Annotated in this window: 17 protein-coding genes and 2 pseudogenes; 14 read left to right on the plus strand and 5 right to left on the minus strand. The window is 72.2% G+C overall.

Features of this window, described 5'->3' with window-relative positions:
- Positions 1-128: 128 nt before the first annotated feature.
- Positions 129-1,190 (minus strand): LacI family DNA-binding transcriptional regulator, encoded by a 1,062-nt coding sequence (locus ACIRG6_RS09005; RefSeq protein WP_403321716.1) that lies wholly within the window; start codon positions 1,188-1,190, stop codon positions 129-131.
- Positions 1,191-1,383: 193 nt separating this feature from the next.
- Here ACIRG6_RS09005 and ACIRG6_RS09010 point away from each other — a divergent pair, with 193 nt between their 5' ends.
- From ACIRG6_RS09010 to ACIRG6_RS09030, 5 genes are all read left to right on the plus strand, one after another.
- Entirely contained in the window at positions 1,384-2,310 is a 927-nt protein-coding gene (locus ACIRG6_RS09010) for a carbohydrate ABC transporter permease (RefSeq protein WP_318217067.1), read from the plus strand.
- A gap of 7 nt (positions 2,311-2,317) precedes the next feature.
- Positions 2,318-3,268, plus strand: coding sequence for a carbohydrate ABC transporter permease (locus tag ACIRG6_RS09015; RefSeq protein ID WP_318217068.1), 951 nt, complete (start codon positions 2,318-2,320; stop codon positions 3,266-3,268).
- Positions 3,269-3,369: 101 nt separating this feature from the next.
- Positions 3,370-4,713 (plus strand): ABC transporter substrate-binding protein, encoded by a 1,344-nt coding sequence (locus ACIRG6_RS09020; RefSeq protein WP_364679417.1) that lies wholly within the window; start codon positions 3,370-3,372, stop codon positions 4,711-4,713.
- 86 nt (positions 4,714-4,799) lie between these two features.
- Positions 4,800-6,845, plus strand: coding sequence for a beta-galactosidase (locus tag ACIRG6_RS09025; protein ID WP_403321719.1), 2,046 nt, complete (start codon positions 4,800-4,802; stop codon positions 6,843-6,845).
- A 128-nt stretch (positions 6,846-6,973) separates the two neighbouring features.
- Positions 6,974-9,010 carry an RICIN domain-containing protein gene (locus ACIRG6_RS09030; protein ID WP_403321720.1) on the plus strand — a complete coding sequence of 679 codons (2,037 nt, stop codon included), beginning with the start codon at positions 6,974-6,976 and terminating at the stop codon, positions 9,008-9,010.
- 233 nt (positions 9,011-9,243) lie between these two features.
- Here the strand turns inward: ACIRG6_RS09030 and ACIRG6_RS09035 are convergent.
- Positions 9,244-9,351: pseudogene (locus ACIRG6_RS09035) on the minus strand (carboxymuconolactone decarboxylase family protein); the annotation flags it as partial.
- Positions 9,352-9,576: 225 nt separating this feature from the next.
- Between ACIRG6_RS09035 and ACIRG6_RS09040 the strand changes: the two are divergent.
- Positions 9,577-10,368 (plus strand): SAM-dependent methyltransferase, encoded by a 792-nt coding sequence (locus ACIRG6_RS09040; protein ID WP_364679426.1) that lies wholly within the window; start codon positions 9,577-9,579, stop codon positions 10,366-10,368.
- A gap of 22 nt (positions 10,369-10,390) precedes the next feature.
- On the opposite strand, the gene ACIRG6_RS09045 is transcribed toward ACIRG6_RS09040, so the two are convergent.
- Positions 10,391-10,567: a hypothetical protein gene (locus tag ACIRG6_RS09045; RefSeq protein ID WP_189229309.1), complete on the minus strand. Its 177-nt coding sequence runs from the start codon at positions 10,565-10,567 to the stop codon at positions 10,391-10,393.
- Positions 10,568-10,736: 169 nt separating this feature from the next.
- On the opposite strand from ACIRG6_RS09045, the gene ACIRG6_RS09050 reads away from it, so the two are divergent.
- The 8 genes and pseudogenes from ACIRG6_RS09050 (at position 10,737) to ACIRG6_RS09085 (ending at position 20,474) form a co-directional block, all read left to right on the plus strand.
- Positions 10,737-11,930 carry a spore photoproduct lyase family protein gene (locus ACIRG6_RS09050; protein ID WP_403321722.1) on the plus strand — a complete coding sequence of 398 codons (1,194 nt, stop codon included), beginning with the start codon at positions 10,737-10,739 and terminating at the stop codon, positions 11,928-11,930.
- A gap of 90 nt (positions 11,931-12,020) precedes the next feature.
- Positions 12,021-12,584, plus strand: coding sequence for an MSMEG_1061 family FMN-dependent PPOX-type flavoprotein (locus tag ACIRG6_RS09055; RefSeq protein WP_403321724.1), 564 nt, complete (start codon positions 12,021-12,023; stop codon positions 12,582-12,584).
- A 102-nt stretch (positions 12,585-12,686) separates the two neighbouring features.
- On the plus strand, positions 12,687-13,547 hold the full coding sequence (cdtA, locus tag ACIRG6_RS09060; RefSeq protein ID WP_403321726.1) for a siderophore ABC transporter ATP-binding protein CdtA: 861 nt from the start codon (positions 12,687-12,689) through the stop codon (positions 13,545-13,547).
- A complete protein-coding gene (locus ACIRG6_RS09065) occupies positions 13,544-14,527 on the plus strand; it encodes an iron-siderophore ABC transporter substrate-binding protein (RefSeq protein WP_403321728.1) in 984 nt (327 codons plus the stop codon). Before cdtA ends, ACIRG6_RS09065 begins: the two co-directional genes overlap by 4 nt.
- Before the next feature lie 7 nt (positions 14,528-14,534).
- Positions 14,535-16,604 carry an iron ABC transporter permease gene (locus ACIRG6_RS09070; protein WP_403321729.1) on the plus strand — a complete coding sequence of 690 codons (2,070 nt, stop codon included), beginning with the start codon at positions 14,535-14,537 and terminating at the stop codon, positions 16,602-16,604.
- Positions 16,605-16,752: 148 nt separating this feature from the next.
- Positions 16,753-17,228, plus strand: a pseudogene (locus ACIRG6_RS09075) (DNA polymerase III).
- A 138-nt stretch (positions 17,229-17,366) separates the two neighbouring features.
- Positions 17,367-18,692, plus strand: coding sequence for an alpha/beta fold hydrolase (locus ACIRG6_RS09080; RefSeq protein WP_403321730.1), 1,326 nt, complete (start codon positions 17,367-17,369; stop codon positions 18,690-18,692).
- A 294-nt stretch (positions 18,693-18,986) separates the two neighbouring features.
- The gene (locus ACIRG6_RS09085) at positions 18,987-20,474 is read left to right on the plus strand and encodes an MFS transporter (protein WP_364679494.1); all 1,488 of its coding nucleotides are present in this window, start codon (positions 18,987-18,989) and stop codon (positions 20,472-20,474) included.
- Here the strand turns inward: ACIRG6_RS09085 and ACIRG6_RS09090 are convergent.
- Together ACIRG6_RS09090 and ACIRG6_RS09095 are read right to left on the minus strand one after the other, a co-directional pair.
- Positions 20,438-21,376, minus strand: a complete 939-nt coding sequence (locus tag ACIRG6_RS09090; protein ID WP_364820584.1) for a DMT family transporter — start codon at positions 21,374-21,376, stop codon at positions 20,438-20,440. The two genes, ACIRG6_RS09085 and ACIRG6_RS09090, sit on opposite strands and share 37 nt — an antisense overlap.
- Before the next feature lie 79 nt (positions 21,377-21,455).
- Positions 21,456-21,938, minus strand: coding sequence for an MSMEG_6728 family protein (locus tag ACIRG6_RS09095; RefSeq protein WP_403321732.1), 483 nt, complete (start codon positions 21,936-21,938; stop codon positions 21,456-21,458).
- Positions 21,939-21,950 lie beyond the last annotated feature (12 nt).

Here is a 21,950-nt window from a genome sequence, read left to right on the forward strand (position 1 = left end):
AGGTGTCTGAGTGCCTTCCCCCACGGGTCATAAACCGGGCGATACCCACCCGTCCGGTCACCCAGGGGCTTCGCACGCAGCAGCTCCCCCTCCCGGGCACAGTGACCCACGCAGGGGCGCCGTCGGCGTCACCGGGCCGGGGGCGGCGCGGTGCTGTCGCGGGTCACCAGCCGGGTGGGCACGAGCGTCGTCCCCCGCTCCGGGCCGTCCTGGCGCATCTTGCGCAGCACGGCCTGGACGCAGAGCCGCCCCACCTCGGCGAAGTCCTGGTGGACGGTGGTCAGCGGCGGCAGGAAGGAGCCGGCCTCCGGGATGTCGTCGAACCCGATGACGCTGACGTCCTCGGGGACGCGCCGGCCGCGCTCGTGCAGGGCGCGCAGCAGCCCCAGGGCCATCTGGTCGTTGGCCGCGAAGACGGCCGTGCACTCCTCGCGGGCGGCGAGTTCGAGGCCGGCCCGGTAACCGGACTCCGCGGACCAGTCGCCCCGGGTGAGGGGCGGCGGGGTGCAGCCCGCCTCGGCTAGCGTCCGGCGCCAGGCGTCCGCGCGCCGCTGGGCGGCGAAGGAGCCCTCCGGCCCCGCCAGGTGCCACACGGTGTCGTGCCCGAGGCCGAGCAGGTGCCGGACGGCCGCACGGGTGCCGCCGGCCTGGTCGGTGTCGACGACCGTGTAGTGGTCGCCGGCGTCGGAGTCGACCACCACGACCTGGACGTGGGGCGGCAGGGTGACGGTGGCCGCGTCCAGCAGGTGGACCTCCATGATGACGATCACCGCGTCGACGGCGAGCTCCTCCAGCCGGGAGAACGCGCCCCGCACCTCGTCCTGCGTGGGCACGGCGACCGGCAGCAGCGTCACCGCGTACCCCTCGCTCGCCGCGGAGGTCGCGATGGCCTCCAGGGTGCGCACGTTGCCCGTGGTGGACAGCGAGAACGTGATGACGCCGATGGTGCGGAACTCGCCGCGCTTGAGCGCCCGGGCGGCGCTGTTGGGGCGGTATCCCAGCTCCTTCATGGCCGCCAGGACCTGCTGCCGGGTCTCCTCGGTCACTCCGGCGTATCCGTTGGAGACGCGGGAGACGGTCTGCGAGGAGACCCCGGCCAGCCGGGCCACGTCCGCCATGGAGGCCGTGCGGTCCCGGCCGCGCCGGGGACGCGCGGGTGCGCTCGTCGGGACTTCCTCAGCCGTGCTCACTCGCCGTCAGCCGCCTCTCTGTCGCTGTCAGGCCCTGGTGCGAAAGGACCCTTGACCGTCGTCATCGGGGCAGTGTAGACATGCCGCCATCAGATGTTTACGTAAACATTACAGCCGGGCGCCTTTTCGCGGTGCGCGATGTTTACGTAAACATCGCGCAGTTCCAGGACGTGGACGAGCGAGGAACGACGACATGACGACGCTGCAACCGCCGGCCGCCGCCGAGCCGCGGCCGGCACCGCCACCGACGAGACGGGACCGCCGGTCCTGGACCGGGTGGGGTTTCCTCGGTCCGTTCGTGGCCGTGTTCGCCCTGGTCTTCCTCGCGCCGATCGCCTACTCGGTGTACCTCAGTCTCTTCCGCGACCAGCTCATCGGCGGGACCACCTTCGTCGGCCTGGACAACTACACGCAGGCCCTCCAGGACGACCGGTTCTGGGCCTCGCTCGGCCGGGTCGCGCTCTTCCTGGCCGTCCAGGTGCCGGTCATGCTCGGCATCGCGCTCCTGGTGGCACTGGCCCTGGACAGCGGCCGCCTCTACGGCCGGGACTTCTTCCGGATCTCGATCTTCCTGCCGTACGCCGTGCCCGCCGTGGTGGCCACCCTGATGTGGGGCTTCATGTACGGCACCCGCTTCGGCCTGGTCGGCGACATCAACGACGCGCTGGGCGTCACGCTGCCCGACCCGCTCTCCCCCGACCTGGTGCTGGCCTCCATCGGCAACATCGTGACCTGGGAGTTCATCGGCTACAACATGCTGATCTTCTACGCGGCCCTGCGCGTGGTCCCGCACTCGCTGTACGAGGCCGCCGAGATCGACGGTGCCGGACAGATCCGCGTGATCACCGCCATCAAGCTCCCGGCCATCCGCGGGGCGCTGGTCATCGCGACGATCTTCTCGATCATCGGCAGCTTCCAGCTCTTCAACGAGCCGAACATCCTGCAGCCGCTGGCGCCCAACGCCATCACCACCGACTACACGCCGAACTTCTACACGTACTCGCTGTCCTTCAACGGACAGCAGCACAACTACTCCGCGACGGTCGCCATCGTCATGGGGCTGATCACCATGGTCATCGCCTACGTCGTCCAGCTGCGCGGCATGCGCAAGGGAGTGTGAAACAGCGATGACCAGTCCTGTCGTCACCGTCTCCGACCGTCCCGCGCCCACGCCGTCCGGCGCCCACCGCGCCGCGCCCAAGCTGCGCGCCGCCCGCCGCCGGCACTCCCCGGGCAGGCCCCGACGCAGCGTCCTGCTGACCGTGCTCACCGGGCTGGTGGTGCTCTACAGCCTGGTGCCGCTGCTCTGGCTGGTCATCAGCGCCACCAAGACGCAGGAGGGCCTGTCGGACTCCTTCGGCCTGTGGTTCGACGGGGACTTCGCCCTGTGGGACAACATCACGCAGACGTTCACCTACAACGACGGCGTGTTCACCCGCTGGCTGCTGAACACCCTGCTGTACGTGGGACTGGGCGCCGGCGGCGCCACCTTCCTCGCCGTCCTCGGCGGTTACGCGCTCGCCAAGTTCGACTTCCCCGGCCGGCGCGGCGTCTTCGCCGTCGTCATCGGCGCGGTGGCGGTGCCGGGAACGGCGCTGGCGGTGCCGACCTTCCTGATGTTCAGCAGGATGGGGCTCACCGACACGCCCTGGGCGGTGATCATCCCGTCGCTGATCTCGCCGTTCGGCCTGTATCTGATGTGGGTGTTCGCGAGCGAGGCCATCCCGACCGAGCTGATGGAGGCCGCCCGCATCGACGGCGCCGGCGAGGTGCGCACCTTCTTCCGGGTCGCGCTGCCGCTGCTGGCGCCCGGCATCGTCACCGTCCTGCTGTTCACCATGGTGGCGACCTGGAACAACTACTTCCTGCCGCTGATCATGCTCAAGGACCCGGACTGGTATCCGCTGACACTGGGCCTGAACAGCTGGAACCAGCAGGCGCAGACCGCGGGCGGCGAGGCCGTCTTCAACCTGGTGGTCACCGGGTCCCTCATCACGATCCTGCCGCTGATCGCCGCGTTCCTGCTGCTGCAGAAGTACTGGCAGTCCGGACTGGCCGCCGGAAGCGTCAAGGAATAGCCCGGCCTCCTCCCCCGCGCTCCGCCTCCCCCACGTTCCGCCACGTTTCTCCGACCCTCGACTGTGCCGGTTCCCGGCCACGAAGAAGTGGAAGCTCGCCCATGCACAAGCACTCGCGCCGCCTGTTGCGCGGCATCGGTCTCGTCTGCGCCCTCGCCCTGGGAGCGACCGCCTGCGGCGGCAGCGACGACGGCGGATCGAGCGGGAAGTCGGTCTCCCAGGAGGACGTCCAGGCGGCTCTGAAGAAGGGCGGCACCATCACGGTCTGGGCGTGGGAGCCCACGCTCAAGCAGGTGGCCGCCGGCTTCGAGAAGGAACACCCCGGCGTCAAGGTGAACCTGGTCAACGCGGGCACCAACAACGACCAGTACACGGCGCTGCAGAACGCCATATCGGCGAAGAAGGGCGTGCCCGACGTCGCCCAGATCGAGTACTACGCGATGGGCCAGTTCGCCCTGACCGATCAGCTCACCGATCTCAAGGGCTTCGGCGCCGAGAAGCTCGCCGCCCGCTACTCGCCCGGCCCCTGGAACGGCGTGAAGGCCGGCGGTGACGGCGTCTACGCCCTGCCGATGGACTCCGGTCCGATGGCGCTGTTCTACAACAAGAAGGTCTTCGACACGTACGGCATCGAGGTGCCCACCACCTGGGACGAGTACCTCACCGCCGCCCGCGACCTGCACAAGAAGAACCCGAAGGCGTACATCACCGCCGACACCGGTGACGCCGGCTTCGCCACCAGCATGCTCTGGCAGGCCGGTTCGCACCCCTACACGGTGAACGGCACCAAGGTGAAGATCGACTTCTCCGACGCGGGCGCCGGGAAGTTCACCGCCGTCTGGCAGAAGCTCATCGACGAGAAGCTGCTCGCTCCCGTCACCAGCTGGAGCGACGAGTGGTACAAGGGCCTCGGCGACGGCAGCATCGCGACCCTCGCCACCGGCGCCTGGATGCCCGCCAACCTGGAGTCGGGCGTGAAGAACGCCTCCGGTGACTGGCGCGCCGCCCCGCTCCCGCAGTGGACGGCGGGCGACGAGGCCGGCGCCGAGAACGGCGGCAGCGCGCTCGCCCTGCCCGAGCTCGGCAAGAACGAGGCGCTGGCGTACGCCTTCGTCGAGTACGCCAACGCGGGCAAGGGCGTGCAGACCCGCCTGGCGAACGGCGCCTTCCCGGCGACCACCGCGGATCTGCAGTCCAGCACGTTCCAGGACACGAAGTTCCCGTACTTCGGCGGCCAGCAGGCCAACAAGATCTTCGCCGAGGCGGCCGCGAACGTCGCCGACGACTGGTCGTACCTGCCCTACCAGGTGTACGCGAACTCGATCTTCAACGACACCGTCGGCAAGGCCTACGTCTCCGGCACCACGCTCGCCGAGGGCCTGAAGTCCTGGCAGGACGCCTCGGTCAAGTACGGCAAGGAGCAGGGCTTCACCGTCGAGCAGTAGCACCAGCACGCGATGCGGCGGTCCCACGGGGCGGCGCGGCATCCGCGCCGCCCCCGCACCGCACGCACCACACCGGAAGGACCGCCATGATGTCCACCCTCCTGTCCCGCCTCCAGGGCGGGCCGGACGGCGCGCCCGTCCCTCGTCTCGCCTTCGGCGCCGACTACAACCCCGAGCAGTGGCCCCGGGAGGTGTGGGAGGAGGACGTACGGCTGATGCGCGAGGCCGGCGTCAACGTCGTCTCCGTCGGCATCTTCTCCTGGGCCCGGATCCAGCCCGGCCCGGACACCTGGGACTTCGCCTGGCTCGACGAGGTCATGGACCTGCTGCACGCGAACGGCGTCGGCGTCGACCTGGCCACCGCCACCGCGTCCCCGCCGCCCTGGCTGACCACCGCGCACCCGGAGATCCTCCCGGTCACCGACCGGGGGGAGACGCTGTGGCCGGGAGCACGCCAGCACTGGCGTCCGACCTCGCCGGTCTTCCGGGAGCACGCCCTGCGCCTGGTCCGGCAGATGGCGTCCCGCTACGCCGGTCACCCGGCGCTGGTCGCCTGGCACGTCAGCAACGAGCTCGGGTGCCACAACGTCTACGACTACTCGGACGACGCGGCCCGCGCCTTCCGGCACTGGCTGCGCGCCCGGTACACCACGCTGGACGCCCTCAACCACGCCTGGGGGACGGCGTTCTGGTCGCAGCGCTACAGCGACTGGGAGCAGATCCTGCCCCCGCGGCTCGCCGCCTCCCACCCGAACCCGACCCAGCAGCTGGACTTCAAGCGCTTCTCGTCGGACGCGCTGAAGGACCACCTGCGGGCCGAGCGTCAGGTGCTGCGGGAGTTCACGCCGGACGTTCCCGTCACCACCAACTTCATGGTGATGCCCGGCACCACGGGCATGAACTACGCGGACTGGGCGGGCGAGGTGGACTTCGTCGCCAACGACCACTACGTCGTCCCGCACCCGCAGGCCCGCGACGAGCTGTCCTTCTCGGCGAACCTCACCAGCAACATCGCGGGCGGCCGGCCCTGGTTCCTGATGGAGCACTCCACCAGCGCCGTGAACTGGCAGCCCGTGAACCTGGCGAAGCGGCCGGGTGAGCTGGCCCGGGACTCGCTGACGCACGTGGCGCACGGCGCCGACGCCGTCTGCTTCTTCCAGTGGCGCCAGTCCGCGGCCGGCGCCGAGAAGTACCACTCGGCGATGGTGCCGCACGCCGGTGCCGACAGCGACCTGTTCCGCGCGGTCACCGCGCTCGGCGACACGCTGAAGACGCTGGCGCCGGTCGCCGGCAGCGAGCGGGAGCCCGCCGAGGTCGGCATCCTCTTCGACTGGGAGTCGCGGTGGGCGAGCGAGCAGGACTCGCACCCGACCTCGCTGCTCGACTACCACCAGGAGGCGCTCGACTGGTACTCCGCGCTCCTCACCCTCGGCGTCCGCGCCGACGTGGTCACCACCGGCGCCGATCCGAGCCGTCACCGGGTGCTGATCGCGCCCGTGCTGCACATGGTCCCCGCCGACCTCGCCAAGGAGCTCACCCGGTACGCCGAGCAGGGCGGGCACCTGGTCACCACCTACTTCTCCGGCATCGTGGACGAGAACGACCACGTCTGGCTCGGCGGCTACCCGGGGGCCCTGCGGGACCTGCTGGGCATCCGCGTCGAGGAGTTCGGTCCGCTGCCCGACGGAGAGACCGTGGAGCTGGACGACGCGACCACCGGCGCCCTGTGGACCGACCACGTCACCGTCACCGCGCCCGAGACCGAGGTCCTCGCCCGCTACCGCACGGGCACGCACGCGGGCCGCCCGGCCGTCACCCGGCGCCCGGCGGGCAGCGGTTCGGCCGCCTACGTCTCCACCCGGCTCGGCGCCGACGGCCTCGCCGCGCTGCTGCCGCGGCTGCTGGCGCCGGCCGGCGTGGCGAGCGACCTGCCCGCCGAGGTGCGCGGGCTGGTCGAGGCCACCGTGCGCCGCGGTCCGGGCGGGCGCTTCCTGTTCCTGGTCAACCGGACCGACGAGACCGTGACCGTCCCGGGGCTCACCGGAGAGGTCCTGGTGGGCGGCACCGGTGACGAGGGCGCCGTCGTCCTCGCGCCGCGGGGCGTCGCCGTCCTGCGCACGCCCACCGACTGAGCGCACACCCCGCACCACCCCCTGTCTCCCCGGAGCGGCACGCACCCGCTCCGGGGCCATCCCCTCCTGCCCGGAACCAGGCGGAAGGGGCCACCGCAGCGACCACACCTTCCCGTTGGGAGCACACGATGGCACGCCGTACCCGCAGCAGACGCCTCCTCGGAGCCGCTGCGCTCACCGCCCTGGCCACCGGGGCCGCTCTGATCAGTGTCCCCGCGCAGGCCGAGCCCGCCGCGGCCGCCGCCGTCACCGTGCGGCCGGACCCGTCGTACCAGCAGGAGGAGTTCGAGGGCTGGGGCACCAGTCTCGTCTGGTTCGCCAACGCCACCGGCGACTACCCGCCCGAGATACGCGAGAAGCTGGCCCGGCTCCTGTTCGGCGACGACGGTCTCGGGCTGAACATCGCCCGCTACAACATCGGCGGCGGCAACGCGCCGGACGTCAAGGACTATCTGCGCGCCGGCGGCGCGGTCGAGGGCTGGTGGAAGGCGCCCGCGGGCACCACCCGCGAGGACACCGGCTGGTGGAGCGCCGAGGACCCGGCCGACTGGAACAAGGACGCCGACGCCACCCAGCGCTGGTGGGTCGAGCGCATCAAGGACGACATCGACCACTGGGAGACGTTCAGCAACTCGCCGCCCTGGTTCATGACCGTCAGCGGCTACGTCTCCGGCGGCTTCGACTCCTCCGCCGACCAGCTGAGGACCGACTCGGTCGACGACTTCGCCGCCTACCTGGCAGGCGCGACCAGGCGGCTGGAGCAGGCGGAGGGCATCGAGGTCGACACCGTCGATCCGTTCAACGAGCCCAACACGCCCTACTGGGGAACACGGCTGGGAGCCGACGGCGAGCCCGTCGGCGGCCGGCAGGAGGGGGCCCACATCGGGCCCGAGCTCCAGCGCAAGGTCCTGCAGGCCCTCGCCCCCGCGCTGAGGAAGGCGAAGGTCAAGGCGGACATCTCGGCGATGGACGAGACCAACCCCGGCACCTTCGCGAAGAACTGGAGCGCGTACTCCCCGGCCGACCGCGACCTCGTCGGCCAGATGAACGTCCACACCTACGGCACCGGCCAGCGCACCACCGTGCGCGACCTCGCCAAGGCCGCGGACAAGCCGCTGTGGATGAGCGAGGTCGGCGGCGACTGGGGGGACGGGCAGGACTTCGAGGACATGCGGCCCGGCCTCGGCCTCGCCCAGCAGATCGTCGACGACCTGCGCGAACTGGAGCCCCGCGCCTGGGTGTTCTGGCAGCCCGTCGAGGACTACGACAACATGAAGCCGGGCGGTGAGTCCGCCGAGGGCGGCAACTGGGGCAGCATCCAGCTACCGTTCAGCTGCACCGCCCGGGACACCCTCGAGACCTGCCCGATCCGGACGAACACCAAGTTCGACACCGCGCGCAACTTCACCCACTTCATCAAGCCCGGCGACCGGCTGATCAGGACGGACGACACGTCCAGCGCCGCCGCCGTCACCCGCGACGGCAAGGGCGCCTCCCTCGTCCACGTCAACCGCACCACCGAGCCCCGCACGGTCACCATCGACCTGTCGAAGTTCCGCGACGTCAGCCGCAGGGCCACCGTCACCCCGGTGGTGACCAGCGCCGACGGCAGGCTCGCGGAGCAGGCCCCGATCAGGGTCAGCGACCGCACGGCCACCTTCACCGTGCCCGCGCAGTCCGTGACCTCCTTCGGGATCGAGGGCGTCTCCGGTGTCGCGAAGGACGCCCCGGCGCTCCGCAAGGGTCACACCTACACGCTGACCGGCGTGCAGAGCGGCAAGGCCGTCACCGTCGCGGACGACGGCTCGGGCCTGGTCCTCGGCTCCGGGAGCGGCACGGACGCTCAGCAGTGGCGGCTGAGCGCGGTGCGCCCCGACAGCGGAGTCCGCGACTGCTATGTCTTCACCGACCCGCGAGGCGGTACGCGGCTGGCCGTACGCGACGACGTCCCGGTGGCCGAACCCGACACCGGCAGGCGCGACGCGGCCACCGAATGGCTCCTGTCGACCACCGGCGACGGCACCTGGACGCTGGTCAACGCCGCCACCGGACGCCTCCTGGAGGTCGGCGGCCAGGCGACGCACGCGGGCGCGGCCGTCACGACATGGCCGCCCAACTCCGGTGCCAACCAGCGCTGGACGGTGACGGACGTGTCCGCCGGTTGATCCCTGCCCATCTGAGCGGCACGGCCCCGTCCGCACGGCAGCCGGCGGTGCGGACGGGGCCGCGAGACGCGAGGAGACGGCATGACCATCGCCCCCCGCGAGCTCGGCGTACGCGGCAGGACGGCGGCGCGGGAGCTCTGCTCGGACGGCGCACCGGGTCTGGCGGGCCTGGCCGAGGAGCGCCTGCGGGGCAAGGAGCCGGCCGACGCCCGCAACCAGGAGCCACGCCGGGCTCATCCCCAGGTCTGGCCGGCTGGTTCCTTGATGGTGCGGTTGATCCTGTTGAAGAAGTTGGTCAGCGCGATCTCCAGGTTGATCGCGCCGATCTGTTCCTCGGTGAAGGACAACGACCGCCCGCCCCCAGTGCCGGGCGGTCGGCATCCCTCCCGCGAGATCACCGACGCGGACCGGGAGCGGACGTACCGTCCGCCCCGGACCCTGGGCCGGGACGGGTGAGGGACCGGGGTGCAACTCCCGTCGCAGGGGCCGCACATGGCACGTCCGCAGGGCAGTACGATGATCGAAATCAGCGGCGAAGCCTCACCTCCCGGACGACGGAGCGTGCCATGACGACGGACCATTCCCAGCCCCCTCGCCTCGACACCAGCCGGGCTCATCCCGCGCGGGTCTACGACTGGCTGCTGGGCGGCAAGGACAACTACCCCGTCGACGAGGCGGTGGGCGAGACGCTGCCGCCCGAGGCACGGGACGCGGCGCGGCAGAACCGCGCGTTCATGAACCGCGCGGTGGCCCACCTCGCCGCGCAGGGCATCGACCAGTTCCTGGACATCGGCACGGGCATACCCACCGAGCCCAACCTCCACCAGATCGTGCAGCGGACGGTGCCGTCGGCCCGGGTCGTCTACGCCGACAACGACCCGATCGTGCTGCGGCATGCGGAGGCGCTGCTGGTCAGCACCCCGGAAGGCGCCACGGACTACATCCAGGCCGACGTGCGCGAGCCGGAGGAGATCGTGCGGCACGCCCGCGAGATCCTGGACTTCGACCGGCCCGTCGCCCTGTCCCTGATCGCCCTGATGCACTTCGTCCCGGACGACCAGGACGCCCACGGCATCGTCCGCGGCCTGGTCGCCACCCTGCCGCCGGGCAGCCACCTGGTCCTCTCGCACGCCGCGATCGACCTGTTCCCCGAACTGGCGGAGCAGGTGATCGCCCAGTACGCCAAGGGCGGCATCCGGCTCGGCTTCCGCACCCGGGCGGAGGTGGCCCGGTTCTTCGACGGACTGGAACTGCTACCGCCGGGGCTGGTCACCGCCACCGAGTGGTACGGCGCGGACCAGGAGCCGCCGGCGGCGAAGGAGAGCGGCATCTACGCGGGCGTGGCGCGCGTCCTCTGACGCCGGGGCGCGGGGCGGTGACTCAGCGGCGGCGCCCGCGCGCCGCCCAGCCGCTGCCTATCCCGGCGACGTGCAGGGCCAGCAGGGCGAGACCGATGAGCATGACGTTGGTCGAGGTGAAGACGTCGTTGGTCGAGATCTCCGCCGCGTTGATCAGCCAGGCGATGAGGAACAGAACCGCCGCGATGATGGCGAGCACGGTGTACACCCCTTCGGATCGGTGGCACCGGGCCGGTGCCGTGTCACGCGTATGCCCCCGACGGGACGGGTGACACGGCGTACGGCACCCCGCGCTTTCGTACAGTGGAGGGACCGGGGCCTTCCGCGGCCGGGAGGGTCCGTCCTGGCACTCGCGCACCGGAGCTGACATGCACGACCCGTCCACCGCACCGGACGACGGCTCCGGCACCCTGTTCGGCCTCGACGCCCTCTCGCCCGCGCCCCCGGCCGCCGCGCCCTCCGCCACGCCCGTTCCCGGTCCGCTCTTCCGGGACTCGGCCGCGGCCCGCCGGCTGCTGCCCGTGCGCGAGATCCACGCCGAGCCGGCCGCCGCGGCGTCCCCGCGCGGCCGTCAGGTCGTCGCCCGGTTTCCCGACGCCCGCGTGATCGAGGTCGACTCCCACTGGCGCATCCCCGGCCTGCACGGCAACGAGGGCAACGTCGAGCGCTGGGTGCGGGTCAAGGGCGAGACGCTCGTCCTCGGCAAGAAGAAGACGCTGACCACGCGTCCCAACGGCCGCTCCGCGGACTGGATCGCGCCGGGAGGCTCCAACGGCTGCGCGATGGCCTGCGCCTACTGCTACGTGCCCCGCCGCAAGGGGTACGCCAACCCCGTCACCGTCTTCACCAACATCGACCGCATCGTCGCCCACCTCGGCCGGCACATCGCCCGGCAGGGGCCCAAGACCGAGCCGAACCAGTGCGACCCCGAGGCCTGGGTGTACGACATCGGCGAGAACGGCGACTGCTCGGTGGACGCCCTGATCTGCGACAACACCGCGGACCTGGTGCACGCCTTCCGGCAGTGGCCGACGGCCAAGGCGTCCTTCGCCACCGAGTTCGTCAATCCGGACCTGCTCGCTCTCGACCCGCGGGGCCGGACCCGGATCCGCTTCTCGCTGATGCCGCCGGACGACTCACGGCTGCTCGACCTGCGTACCTCCCCGGTCGCGGAGCGCATCGCCGCGGCGGGCGACTTCCTGGACGCCGGGTACGAGGTGCACTTCAACCTGTCCCCCGTGGTCGTGCGGCCGGGCTGGGAGGAGGCCTGGGCGGAGCTGCTGGGGCACCTCGACGACGTGCTGCCGGACCGGGTGAAGCGGCAGGCCGCCGCCGAGGTGATCATGCTGACGCACAACCGGGAGCTGCACGAGGTCAACCTGGGCTGGCATCCGCGGGCGGAGGAGACGCTGTGGCGGCCGGACCTCCAGCAGGCCAAGCGTTCCGAGAACGGGGCGCTCAACGTGCGCTACCGCAACGGCGTCAAGGCCGACGCGGTCGCGCGGCTCCGTGCGCTGGTCGCCGCCCACGCACCCTGGCTGCGCATCCGGTACGCCTTCTGACCCGCCAGCCGGTTAGGTAAGCCGAACCTAACGTCAGTTAAGGTGCTGCGTGCAACCATCCACCCGGAGCACACCTGTGGGGAGCCGGCCTTGCCGCACACGTTCGACACGACCGGAGAGCGGCCCGGCGCCGTCACCGACCAGGGCTGGACCGAGGTCGGCTCCCGCGCCGAACTGCGCGAGCTGCTGGGCGAGCCCTGGCCCGTCGTGATCGACAAGGTCCACGACCGGCTCACGGACGACGACCGGGACCTGCTGGCCCGCTCCCCCTTCTGCCTCCTCGCCACCTCGGACGCGGACGGCAACTGCGACGTGTCGCCGCGCGGCGACGCTCCGGGCTTCACGCACGTCCTGGACGCCGGGACCCTCGCCCTGCCGGACCGGCCGGGGAACCGGCGGGGGGACAGCTTCCACAACATCCTCGACAACCCGCACGCCGGACTGCTCCACCTGATCCCCGGCGGCAAGGAGGTGCTGCGGATCAACGGCCGGGCGCGCGTGCTCAGAGACGCGCCGTTCTTCGACGCGATGGCACGGGACGGCCGGCGCCCGGATCTGGCGCTGCTCCTGGAGATCGACGAGATATACCTCCATTGCCCGGCGTCCCTGAACCGCGCGGGGTTGTGGAAGTCCCGGGCGCCGAAGGCGAGTTGACCGCTGCTCCTCGGGGGCTCGCACGGACCCGACCGCCTCCCGCTCGGAGCCTCCCGCACCCGGCGCCACCAGCACTTCTTAGGTTAGGCTAACCTTCGTCATGTGAGATCTGGTGAAGACGCAGCCGGTACCCCGCGCCTGCGGGGCCATGAGCTGTCGGCCACGGGCGTGACCGTGTCGTACGACGGCGTCGATGTCGTGCACGACGCGGCGGTCGGGCTCAGGCCCGGTGAAGTGACCGTCCTGGTGGGCCCGAACGGCAGCGGGAAGTCCACGCTGCTGCGGACGATCGCCCGCTTGCAGCGGGCCCGCAGCGCCACGCTCAGCATCGACGGCACCACCGACGGCCTGGCGCTGACGGCCCGTGAGTTCTCCCGCTACGTCGCGCTGCTGACGCAGGGCAGGCCGACCCCGGGCGGGCTGACCGTACGGGACGTCGTCGAGTTCGGCCGCTATCCGTACCGGGGCCGCTGGGGCCGGCCGGATCCGGACGGTCCGGCCGCCGTCGACCGGGCGCTCGCGCTCACCGGCGTCGACGGCCTCGCCGACCGCGGCGCCGACCACCTGTCCGGCGGGCAGTTGCAGCGGGTCTGGCTCGCGAGCTGCCTCGCCCAGGAGACCGGCGTCCTGCTCCTCGACGAGCCGACGACCTACCTGGACCTGCGCTACCAGATCGAACTCCTCGACCTCATCCGCGACCTGGCGGACGACCACGGGATCGCCGTCGGAGTCGTCCTGCACGATCTCGACCAGGCGGCGGCCGTCGCGGACCGGATCACGCTGCTCGAAGCGGGCCGGATCGTCGCCGACGGCCTGCCCGAGGACGTCCTGACGCCGGAACGGCTGACCGCCGTCTACGGCATCCGGATCGACGTCGACACCGACCCCTTGACCGGCCGGCTGCGCACCCGCCCGATCGGCCGCCACCACATACGAACCGAAAGGCTCGGCACCACCTCATGAGACGCCTCCTGCTCACCGCGGCAGCCGCCACCGCCGCGGCGCTGACCCTCGCCGCCTGCGGCACCACCGAATCCGCCGCCGACAAGACGGAGAAGAGGGCCTCCGAGGCCATCACGCTCAAGGATGGCAAGGGCACCGAGGTGAAGCTCGACGGCCCGGCCACCAAGGTCGTCGCCACCGAGTGGAACGTCGTCGAGAGCCTCGTCCAGCTCGGTGTCGACCCGGTCGGCGTCGCGGACGTCAAGGGCTACCAGACCTGGGACACCGCCGCCCCGCTGAAGAACCAGCCCAAGGACATCGGCACGCGCGGCGAGCCGAGCATGGACACCGTCGCCTCGCTCGCCCCCGACCTGATCGTCGCCACCACGGACCTGCCGCCGGCCGCCGTGAAGCAGCTGCGCGAGATCGCCCCGGTGCTGGAGGTCACGTCCGCCGACGGCACCGACCAGATCGGCCAGATGCTCGAGAACGTCGACCTCGTCGCCAAGGCCACCGGCACCACCGACAAGGCGAAGACGGTCCGCGACGGCTTCGAGGCGAAGGTCGCCGAGGGCAAGAAGGCCCTGGCCGACGCGGGATCGGCCGGCAAGGACATCGCCTTCGCCGACGGCTACGTCACGTCCAACCAGGTCTCCGTCCGCCCCTACACGGCGACGTCGCTCATCGGCGAGGTCAACGAGGCGATCGGCCTGAACAACGCCTGGAAGGTGAAGGGCGACGAGGCGTACGGTCTCGGCTCCACCGACGTCGAGGGACTGACCGCCCTGCCCGGGGACGTCCAGTTCGCCTACATCGGCAACGACGACGACCCGAACGCCACGCCGTTCACCGGCGCGCTGGCCAAGAACTCGGTGTGGAAGTCCCTGCCGTTCGTGAAGGCCGGCGACGTGCACCGGCTCGACGACGGCATCTGGATGTTCGGCGGCCCGGCCTCGATGTCGGCGTACATCGACGCCCTCGTCGGCGCGCTGACGAAGTAGCGGGGCCATGGCCGTCACCGCAACGAAACCCGCCGCCCGTCCGTCGACGGCTCCCACGTCCCGGTCGGGCGCGGCCGCGGTGACGGCCGGACTCGTCCTCCTGGTCGCCGTCCTCGCGGTCGTGGACATCTCCCAGGGCACCGCCGCCGTCGGACCGGCCGAGGTGTTCAAGGCCCTGACCGGCCGGGCCGACCCCGACGACGCGTCCGTCGTCGTCGCGTCCCGGCTGCCGCGCATGACCGCCGGACTCCTGGTCGGCGCCGTGCTCGGCGCGGCCGGCGCCGTGCTCCAGGCGGTCAGCCGCAACATGCTCGCCTCGCCCGACACCCTCGCGGTGAACGCCGGTTCGTACCTGGCCCTCGGGCTGGTCGGCGCCACCGGCGTCTCGCTCCCGATGATCGCCTCCTCCGGTGTCGCCTTCGCGGGCGGCCTGGCGGCGGCGGCCGTCGTGCTCGGCCTGTCCGGCCTCGGCACGGGAACCGTCCGGCTCGTCCTGGCCGGCACCGCGCTGATGCTGGGCCTGACCTCCGTCACCGAGGGGCTGCTCCTGCTGTTCCCCGAAGAGACGGAGGGCCTGTACCAGTGGAACCAGGGCAGCATCGCGCAGAACGGCTTCGACGGCGTCCTCCAGATGCTGCCGATCGCCCTGATCGGCCTGGCGGGACTGATGCTGACCGCCCGTCGGGTGGACGCGCTCGCCCTCGGCGACGACGCGGCGCGCGGCGTGGGGGTTCCGGTGCGCGCCACGCGCGTCACCGTCGTCGTCCTGGCGGCGCTGCTGTCCGCCGCGGCGGTCACGCTCGCGGGCCCCATCGGCTTCGTCGGCCTGGCCGCGCCCGCCCTGGTGCGCCCGCTCGCCCGCCGGTTCCGCGGGTACGCGCGCTCCCGTACGGCCCTGCCCGCCGCCGCGCTCACCGGCGCGGCCCTGGTGCTCGGTTCGGACGTGCTGCTGCGGGCGCTGGTGCCGGACGACCTGTCGGTGGCCGTGCCCACGGGTGTCGTCACGAGTCTGGTCGGTGCCGTGTTCCTGGTCGTGATGGCGCTGCGGCTGCGGGACACCGGGGGGACCGGTGCGCCGGACCGGCTGCGCATCCCGAGCCGGGCGGTGTTCCTCGCCACGGTGGCCGTCCTCGTGGCCGTCCTGGTCGGCCTGGTCGTCGCCGCCGTGCTGGTGGGCGACAGCAAGCTGCTGCTCGGTGACGTCGTCAACTGGGCTCGGGGAAACGCCGGACGGACCGTCTCGTTCGTCCTGGACACCCGGGTGCCGCGGGTGCTGGCGGCGCTGTGCGCGGGTGCGGCGCTCGCCCTGTCGGGCACGCTGGTGCAGGCCGTCACCCGCAATCCGCTGGCGGAGCCGAGCGTCCTGGGCGTCTCCGGCGGGGCGGCGCTGGGTGCCGTGCTCCTGGTGACGACCGCGCCCGTCGCCGGGGGGTGGGCTGTCGCCGGTGCCGCGTTCGCGGGGGCCGGTGCGACGGCGGTCGTCGTCTTCGGGCTCGCCGCGCGGGGCGGTTTCCAGCAGAACCGGCTGGTCCTCGTCGGCATCGGCGTCGCCGCCGCGACGACGGCGCTGATCAGCCTGCTGATCGTGCTCACCGACCCGTTCAACGCCACCAAGGCGCTGACCTGGCTGTCGGGTTCCACCTACGGGCGCGGCATGCCGGACGTGCTGCCTGTCGCCCTGGTGCTGGCCGTGGGCACGGTCGTGGCCGTGGCCCGGCGCACGGAGTTGGACCTGCTCTCCCTGGACGAGGACACGCCCCGGCTGCTCGGCCTGTCGCTGGGCCCGGGCCGCCTCGGCTTCCTGGTGCTGAGCGTGCTGCTCAGCGCGACCGCCGTGGCGTGCGCGGGCACCATCGGCTTCGTGGGCCTGGTGGCGCCGCACGCGGCACGCGCCCTGGTGGGCCGGCGGCACGTGCGGGTCGTCCCGGTGGCGATGCTGCTGGGCGCCGCGCTCGTCTGCACGGCCGATCTGCTGGGCCGCACGGTGATCGCCCCGGCCCAGCTCGGCGCGGGACTCATGACGGCGGTGATCGGGACGCCGTACTTCCTCTACCTGCTGGTACGCAGCAGGCGGTAGCCGGGCGGGCGCCCGACAACCCGGTGACGCTGCCCTCCGCCCCCTCGTACGGTGCCGGGACGGACGGACACACCGCGCCGGAGGCCCACGCCGGTCTGCTGAACGTCACCGACGTGGAGGCTGGGAGAGGCACCCGCCGCCCGGCGCGGTGAGCGAGATCATCGAGATCGGGCTCGCCGTGGTCGACCTCGACGCCGGGGAGCGGGTGGCCCGGCACCGGATTCCGGTGGGGCCCACCCGCTCCCGCGCAGCGCGTTGCACACCGGACTCACCGGCCTCACCCAGGCCGAGACCGACACCGGCGTGAGCTTCGCCGAGGCCTGCGACACGCTGGTGCGGGAGTGCGGCGCAGGCATCCGGCCCTGGGCGAGCTGGGGCGACCACGACCGGCACCAGTGCGTCCGCCGGTGCGCGGCGGAGCGGCCGGCCCACCCCTTCCGCCATCCCGCCGAGCGCACCCACACCGACGCCGAGGCGGTCTTCACCGAGAACCGCGGGCCGCGCGGGAGGCCCGGCACGGCGCAGGCGCCGGCGATCGCCGGGCTGCCCCCGGAGGGGCGTCACCACCGGGGCGTGGACGGCTCCTGGAACATCGCGTTGTGGGACGAAGCGTCAAGTTACTGAACCGTAACCAGTCGGCCGCTACCCGCGGTAACCCCTGGTCGGTTACGGTCCCGGCACCCCATAGGAGCAGCGCGACTACGGCCCCTCACCCACCGGACCGGCGGACGACCGGCCCGGTCCTTCCCCAGGAGGTTCGCCATGCCCTCACGCCCACGCATGCTGGCCGCGGCCGTCGCCGCGGCTCTCGCGCTCGGCGCCCAGGCCGTCCCGGCCGCCGCCACCGACGCTCCCGCCCCGGTGGTGTCCCGCGGCGTCGAGATTCCCGCCTTCTACACCCCGCCCTCCTCGCTGCCCGAAGCCGACGGCACCCTGATCCGCAGCGAACCGCTCCGCCTCGCGCTGAGCCTGCCCAGCATCGGCGGCCCCCTGCCGGGACGGGCGACCCGTCTGATGTACAAGTCCACGGACGCGAACGGTGAACCGGTCGCCGTCACCGGCGCCTACATCGAGCCGACGGCCCGCCGGCGCGGCGACGGGCCGCGCCCGCTGGTCGTGGTCGCCCCCGGCACCATGGGCCAGGGCGACCAGTGCGCCGCGTCGATGGGCCTGGAGCACCCGCTGCGGCTGAACGGCGAAACGGTCTCGGTCGGGTACGAGGACCTGTCGGTCTACCGCCTCCTCGCGCGCGGCGTCGCGGTCGTCGTCACGGACTACCCGGGCCTCGGCACCACCGACCGGCTGCACACCTACGTCAACCGCGTGGACGAGGCCCATGCGGTACTGGACGCCGTACGCGCCGCACGCGCCCTGGACTCGGCGTCCATCACCGCCGACTCGCGCGTGGGACTGTTCGGCTACAGCCAGGGCGGCGGGGCGACGGCCGCCGCGGCCGAACTGCAGCCGTCCTACGCGCCTGACGTCGTGCTGGCCGGCACCTACGCGGGCGCACCGCCCGCCGACCTGGCGAAGGTGACCGAGGCGATCGACGGCAGCGACCTCGCGGGCGCGCTGGGCTGGTCGCTCAACGGCTTCCTCCAGAGCGAACCGGCCCTGCGGCCCATCGCCGACCGGTACGTCAACGCCGCGGGCGAGAAGGCGCTGGAGGACCTGTCCACCATGTGCATCGGCGACGCGCTCTTCTCCTACGGCGGCGACGAGAGCACGTCCTGGACGAAGACCGGCCAGTCGCTCGGTGACATCGTCCGGGCCGAGCCCGCGCTCCAGGCGTTCCTCGACAAGCAGCGCATCGGCACCTCGAAGCCGAGCGGACCGGTGCGCGTCGCCACGGGCGTCGGCGACGACCTCGTCCCGCACGGGCAGGCACGTCAGCTGGCCGTCGACTGGTGCCGCAGGGGCGGCCAGGTCACCTACGCGCCGGTCCTGCTCCCCGGCGTCGGCAGCGGCCTGCTGAACCACGCCGCGCCGCTGCTCACCGACCAGGGCACCGCCATCTCGTGGCTCACCGACCGGCTGGACGGCAAGCCGGCCGGCTCCAACTGCTGGACCGTGCCCGCACAGCCCTGAGCGTCCCCGCACCGACACGCGCGCACCCCGGCGACCGGCCGCCGGGGTGCGCGCGCACGTTCGCCCGAGAGTTCGAATCCGCAAACGGATCGGGCACCGTCATGGGACCGGGCCACCCGGACTCACCCGGTCGCCGGTGTGACCCGCGCGAACATGGGCAGCAGCTCTGACGTGCGCCGGACGATCATTGCGGCGCAGAATTCGCTCAGGCGAAACGTGGTGAAGCAACAGAAAGGCAGCAGCGTGACGGACGCGAAGCCTGACGGCCCGTCCGGCCCCCTCGGCCGGGTGAAGATGCCGAGCACGGTCGCGGCACTGCCGCACCAGGTGCGTGAGGAGCTGGCCCGCCGGCTCCGCCGCAACAAGCGGGCCTTCCGCGAGGAGGACGTGCAGGTCGTCGAGAAACCCCTGCTCAAACGCGCGGTCGGCGCGTCGGCCCTGGGCAACTGCATGGAGTGGTTCGACTTCGGTGTGTACAGCTACCTGGCCGCCACCATCGGCAAGGTGTTCTTCCCCGGCGCCTCCCCGGCCGCCCAGGTCATCTCGTCGTTCGCCACCTTCGCCGCGGCCTTCGTGGTGCGTCCGCTCGGCGGTCTCGTCTTCGGTCCCCTCGGGGACCGGCTCGGGCGGCAGAAGGTGCTCGCCACCACCATGATCATGATGGCGGTCGGCACCTTCTCCATCGGCCTGATCCCCAGTTTCGCCACCATCGGCATCGCCGCCCCGATCCTGCTGCTGCTCGCCCGGATGGTCCAGGGCTTCTCCACCGGCGGTGAGTACGGCGGGGCCACCACCTTCGTCGCCGAGTACTCACCCGACCGGCGGCGCGGCTTCCTCTCCAGCTGGCTCGACTTCGGCACCTTCGTCGGCTATGCCCTGGGATCGGCGCTGGTCACCGGCCTGAACCTGTGGCTGACCGACGCCCAGATGCTCTCCTGGGGCTGGCGGCTGCCCTTCCTGATCGCCGGTCCGCTCGGTGTCATCGGCCTCTACATGCGGCTCAAGCTGGAGGAGTCCCCCGCCTTCCAGCAGCAGCTCGACGAGCACGAGAAGAGCCTCGCCCAGGAGTCGGCGGGCAGCGAGTTCAAGACCATCGTCAAGGACCACTGGCGCCCGCTGCTCCTGTGCATGGGCATCGTGCTGCTCTACAACGTCACCAACTACATGGTCACCGGCTACCTGCCGACGTACCAGACCGAGACCCTGGACCGCTCCAGCGGTTTTGCCGACGTGCTGGTGCTGATCGGCATGCTGTGGATCGTCGTCCTGATCACCTTCCTCGGCCGGCTCAGCGACCATGTCGGCCGGCGCCCCCTCTACGCCGTCGGGGCCGCCGCGATGATCGTCCTCGCCGTGCCGGCGTTCCTGCTGCTCAAGTCGGACGGCACCGCGGCGCCCGTCCTCGGGGTCCTGATCCTGTCCACGCTGCTGGCCTGCTTCGCCGCGCCGAGCGCGGCCACCCTGCCCGCCCTGTTCCCGACCGCCGTCCGCTACGCGGCCATGGGCATCGGCTTCAACTTCGCCGTCGCCGCCTTCGGCGGCACCACGCCCCTGGTCACCGAGGCACTGGTCAGCATCACCGGCGACGACCTCATGCCCGCCTACTACCTGATGGTGGCCGGCGCCATCGGCCTGGTGACGGTGAAGTTCCTGCCGGAGAGCGCCCAGGTGCCGCTGCACGGATCGCAGCCCATGGTCGGCTCACGCAGCGAACGACGGGAGCTGATCAGCACGTCCCAGGACCTCTACAGCTTCTCCAAGGGGCGCTCCGCCAGCCGGTGACCCGTCCCGGGGCCGCCGCGCCGGGGAGACCGGGCGGCCAGGGCCCCCGAGCCCACCGCCACTCCGGCGAAGACGAGGGCGCTGCCCGCTGCCTGCGCGGCACCGTAGGAGCCCGTGCCGACGAGCGGGGCCGTGCAGGCGGCGGCGACCGGGATCAGACCGGAGAACAGGGTGGCGCGCTCGGCCCCGATGCGCTGCATGCCCATGTACCAGCACACGAACCCGACGACGGTGACCACCGCCGCCTGCCACAGCAGCGCACCGGTCTCCACCGCGTCCGGCCGCCGCAGCCACCCCGCGCCGTCGAGCAGCACGCCGGCGATCGCGGACTCGACGGCGGCGATCCCGGACACCACCGTGGACAGCAGCCGCGGTCCCAGGGGACGCAGGACGGGCACGGCGAGCACCGCGAACCCGACCTCGCCGGCCAGGGCGCACACGGAGAAGGCGAGGCCCGCGCCGTCGGTGCGGCCCCAGCCCTGGACCGTGAACGCCCCGACGGCCACGAACGACGCCCCGTACAGCACGGCGCGTTGCGGCCTGCGCCCGTCCAGGAGGGGGACCAGCACGGCCACCAGCACGGGGGCGCAGCCGACGAAGACACCGGGGACCGCCGGTTCGGCGGTGCGTTCGGCGGCGAGGACGGCCAGGTTGAAACCGACCATGCCGACGGCGGCCAGCAACGCGAGCCGGAGCCACCGGCCGGCCCCGAGCGTGCGCAGCCGGGCCGTGGCCCCCGGGCCGGCGAGCGGGAGGAGCAGCAGGAAGGCCAGGCCGTAGCGCAGGAACTGGCCGCCCGCGTACGGATAGTCGCCGAGCAGGCTGTTGGCGGTGAAGGAGCCTCCGACGAGGACACAGGCGAGCGCGGCGAGCAGGGCCCCGCGCGTGGTGGTGGCGTTCATGGCCACGACGTTAGGAAGCGGGGCGGTCCGCCATGAGGTCCACTTCCCGGGCGCCATCGGGGACCAATCCGCGCGGGGACTACGTTCCCCCTTCCCCCGGCTCGCGGTCCGAGGCCGGCCACACGTAGGGCAGGTCGTCCGGGACGCCCGGGAACAGTCCGGCGTAGACGTCCGGGTCCTTGCGCACGAGTGCCGATCGGTGACTGCGGTGGAAGGCGTCGTCGCCGAGCCAGGGCGGCAGTTCCCCGGCGGCGGCCAGCTCGGGCTGGTCGCGCACCGCGGTGCCGGGACGGGAGGCGGCGAGTCCGGCGACGAGCTGGGCGGCGCAGCCGTCCTGGTGTCCCTGCTCCCGCCAGACGCGGCAGATCTCCAGTCCGTAGCGGACGAGGGCCTCCTCGTAGCCGGTCCACATCCGCACCGCCGGGTGCCGGCGCCAGCCGTAGCCGGGCACGGTCAGGCCGCGCAGCACCTGGAGGGCCTCGACCCGCTGTTTGCCCAGCCGGCGGCGGTCCAGGGTGAGCGCCGACTCCCGGAAGCCGGGGTGGGGCAGGAAGGTCTGCATGACGGTCCTCCT

This window comes from Streptomyces flaveolus, assembly GCF_044765825.1.
Lineage (GTDB): Bacteria > Actinomycetota > Actinomycetes > Streptomycetales > Streptomycetaceae > Streptomyces > Streptomyces flaveolus.

Coding starts and splice junctions, on each gene's coding strand:
- ACIRG6_RS09095 (WP_403321732.1), bottom strand. CDS start 21,938: ATGCAGACCTTCCTGCCCCACCCCGGCTTCCGGGAGTCGGCGCTCACC.
- ACIRG6_RS09020 (WP_364679417.1), top strand. CDS start 3,370: ATGCACAAGCACTCGCGCCGCCTGTTGCGCGGCATCGGTCTCGTCTGC.
- ACIRG6_RS09040 (WP_364679426.1), top strand. CDS start 9,577: ATGACGACGGACCATTCCCAGCCCCCTCGCCTCGACACCAGCCGGGCT.
- ACIRG6_RS09010 (WP_318217067.1), top strand. CDS start 1,384: ATGACGACGCTGCAACCGCCGGCCGCCGCCGAGCCGCGGCCGGCACCG.
- ACIRG6_RS09030 (WP_403321720.1), top strand. CDS start 6,974: ATGGCACGCCGTACCCGCAGCAGACGCCTCCTCGGAGCCGCTGCGCTC.
- ACIRG6_RS09090 (WP_364820584.1), bottom strand. CDS start 21,376: ATGAACGCCACCACCACGCGCGGGGCCCTGCTCGCCGCGCTCGCCTGT.
- ACIRG6_RS09085 (WP_364679494.1), top strand. CDS start 18,987: ATGCCGAGCACGGTCGCGGCACTGCCGCACCAGGTGCGTGAGGAGCTG.
- ACIRG6_RS09065 (WP_403321728.1), top strand. CDS start 13,544: ATGAGACGCCTCCTGCTCACCGCGGCAGCCGCCACCGCCGCGGCGCTG.
- ACIRG6_RS09025 (WP_403321719.1), top strand. CDS start 4,800: ATGATGTCCACCCTCCTGTCCCGCCTCCAGGGCGGGCCGGACGGCGCG.
- ACIRG6_RS09050 (WP_403321722.1), top strand. CDS start 10,737: ATGCACGACCCGTCCACCGCACCGGACGACGGCTCCGGCACCCTGTTC.
- ACIRG6_RS09015 (WP_318217068.1), top strand. CDS start 2,318: ATGACCAGTCCTGTCGTCACCGTCTCCGACCGTCCCGCGCCCACGCCG.
- ACIRG6_RS09070 (WP_403321729.1), top strand. CDS start 14,535: ATGGCCGTCACCGCAACGAAACCCGCCGCCCGTCCGTCGACGGCTCCC.
- ACIRG6_RS09080 (WP_403321730.1), top strand. CDS start 17,367: ATGCCCTCACGCCCACGCATGCTGGCCGCGGCCGTCGCCGCGGCTCTC.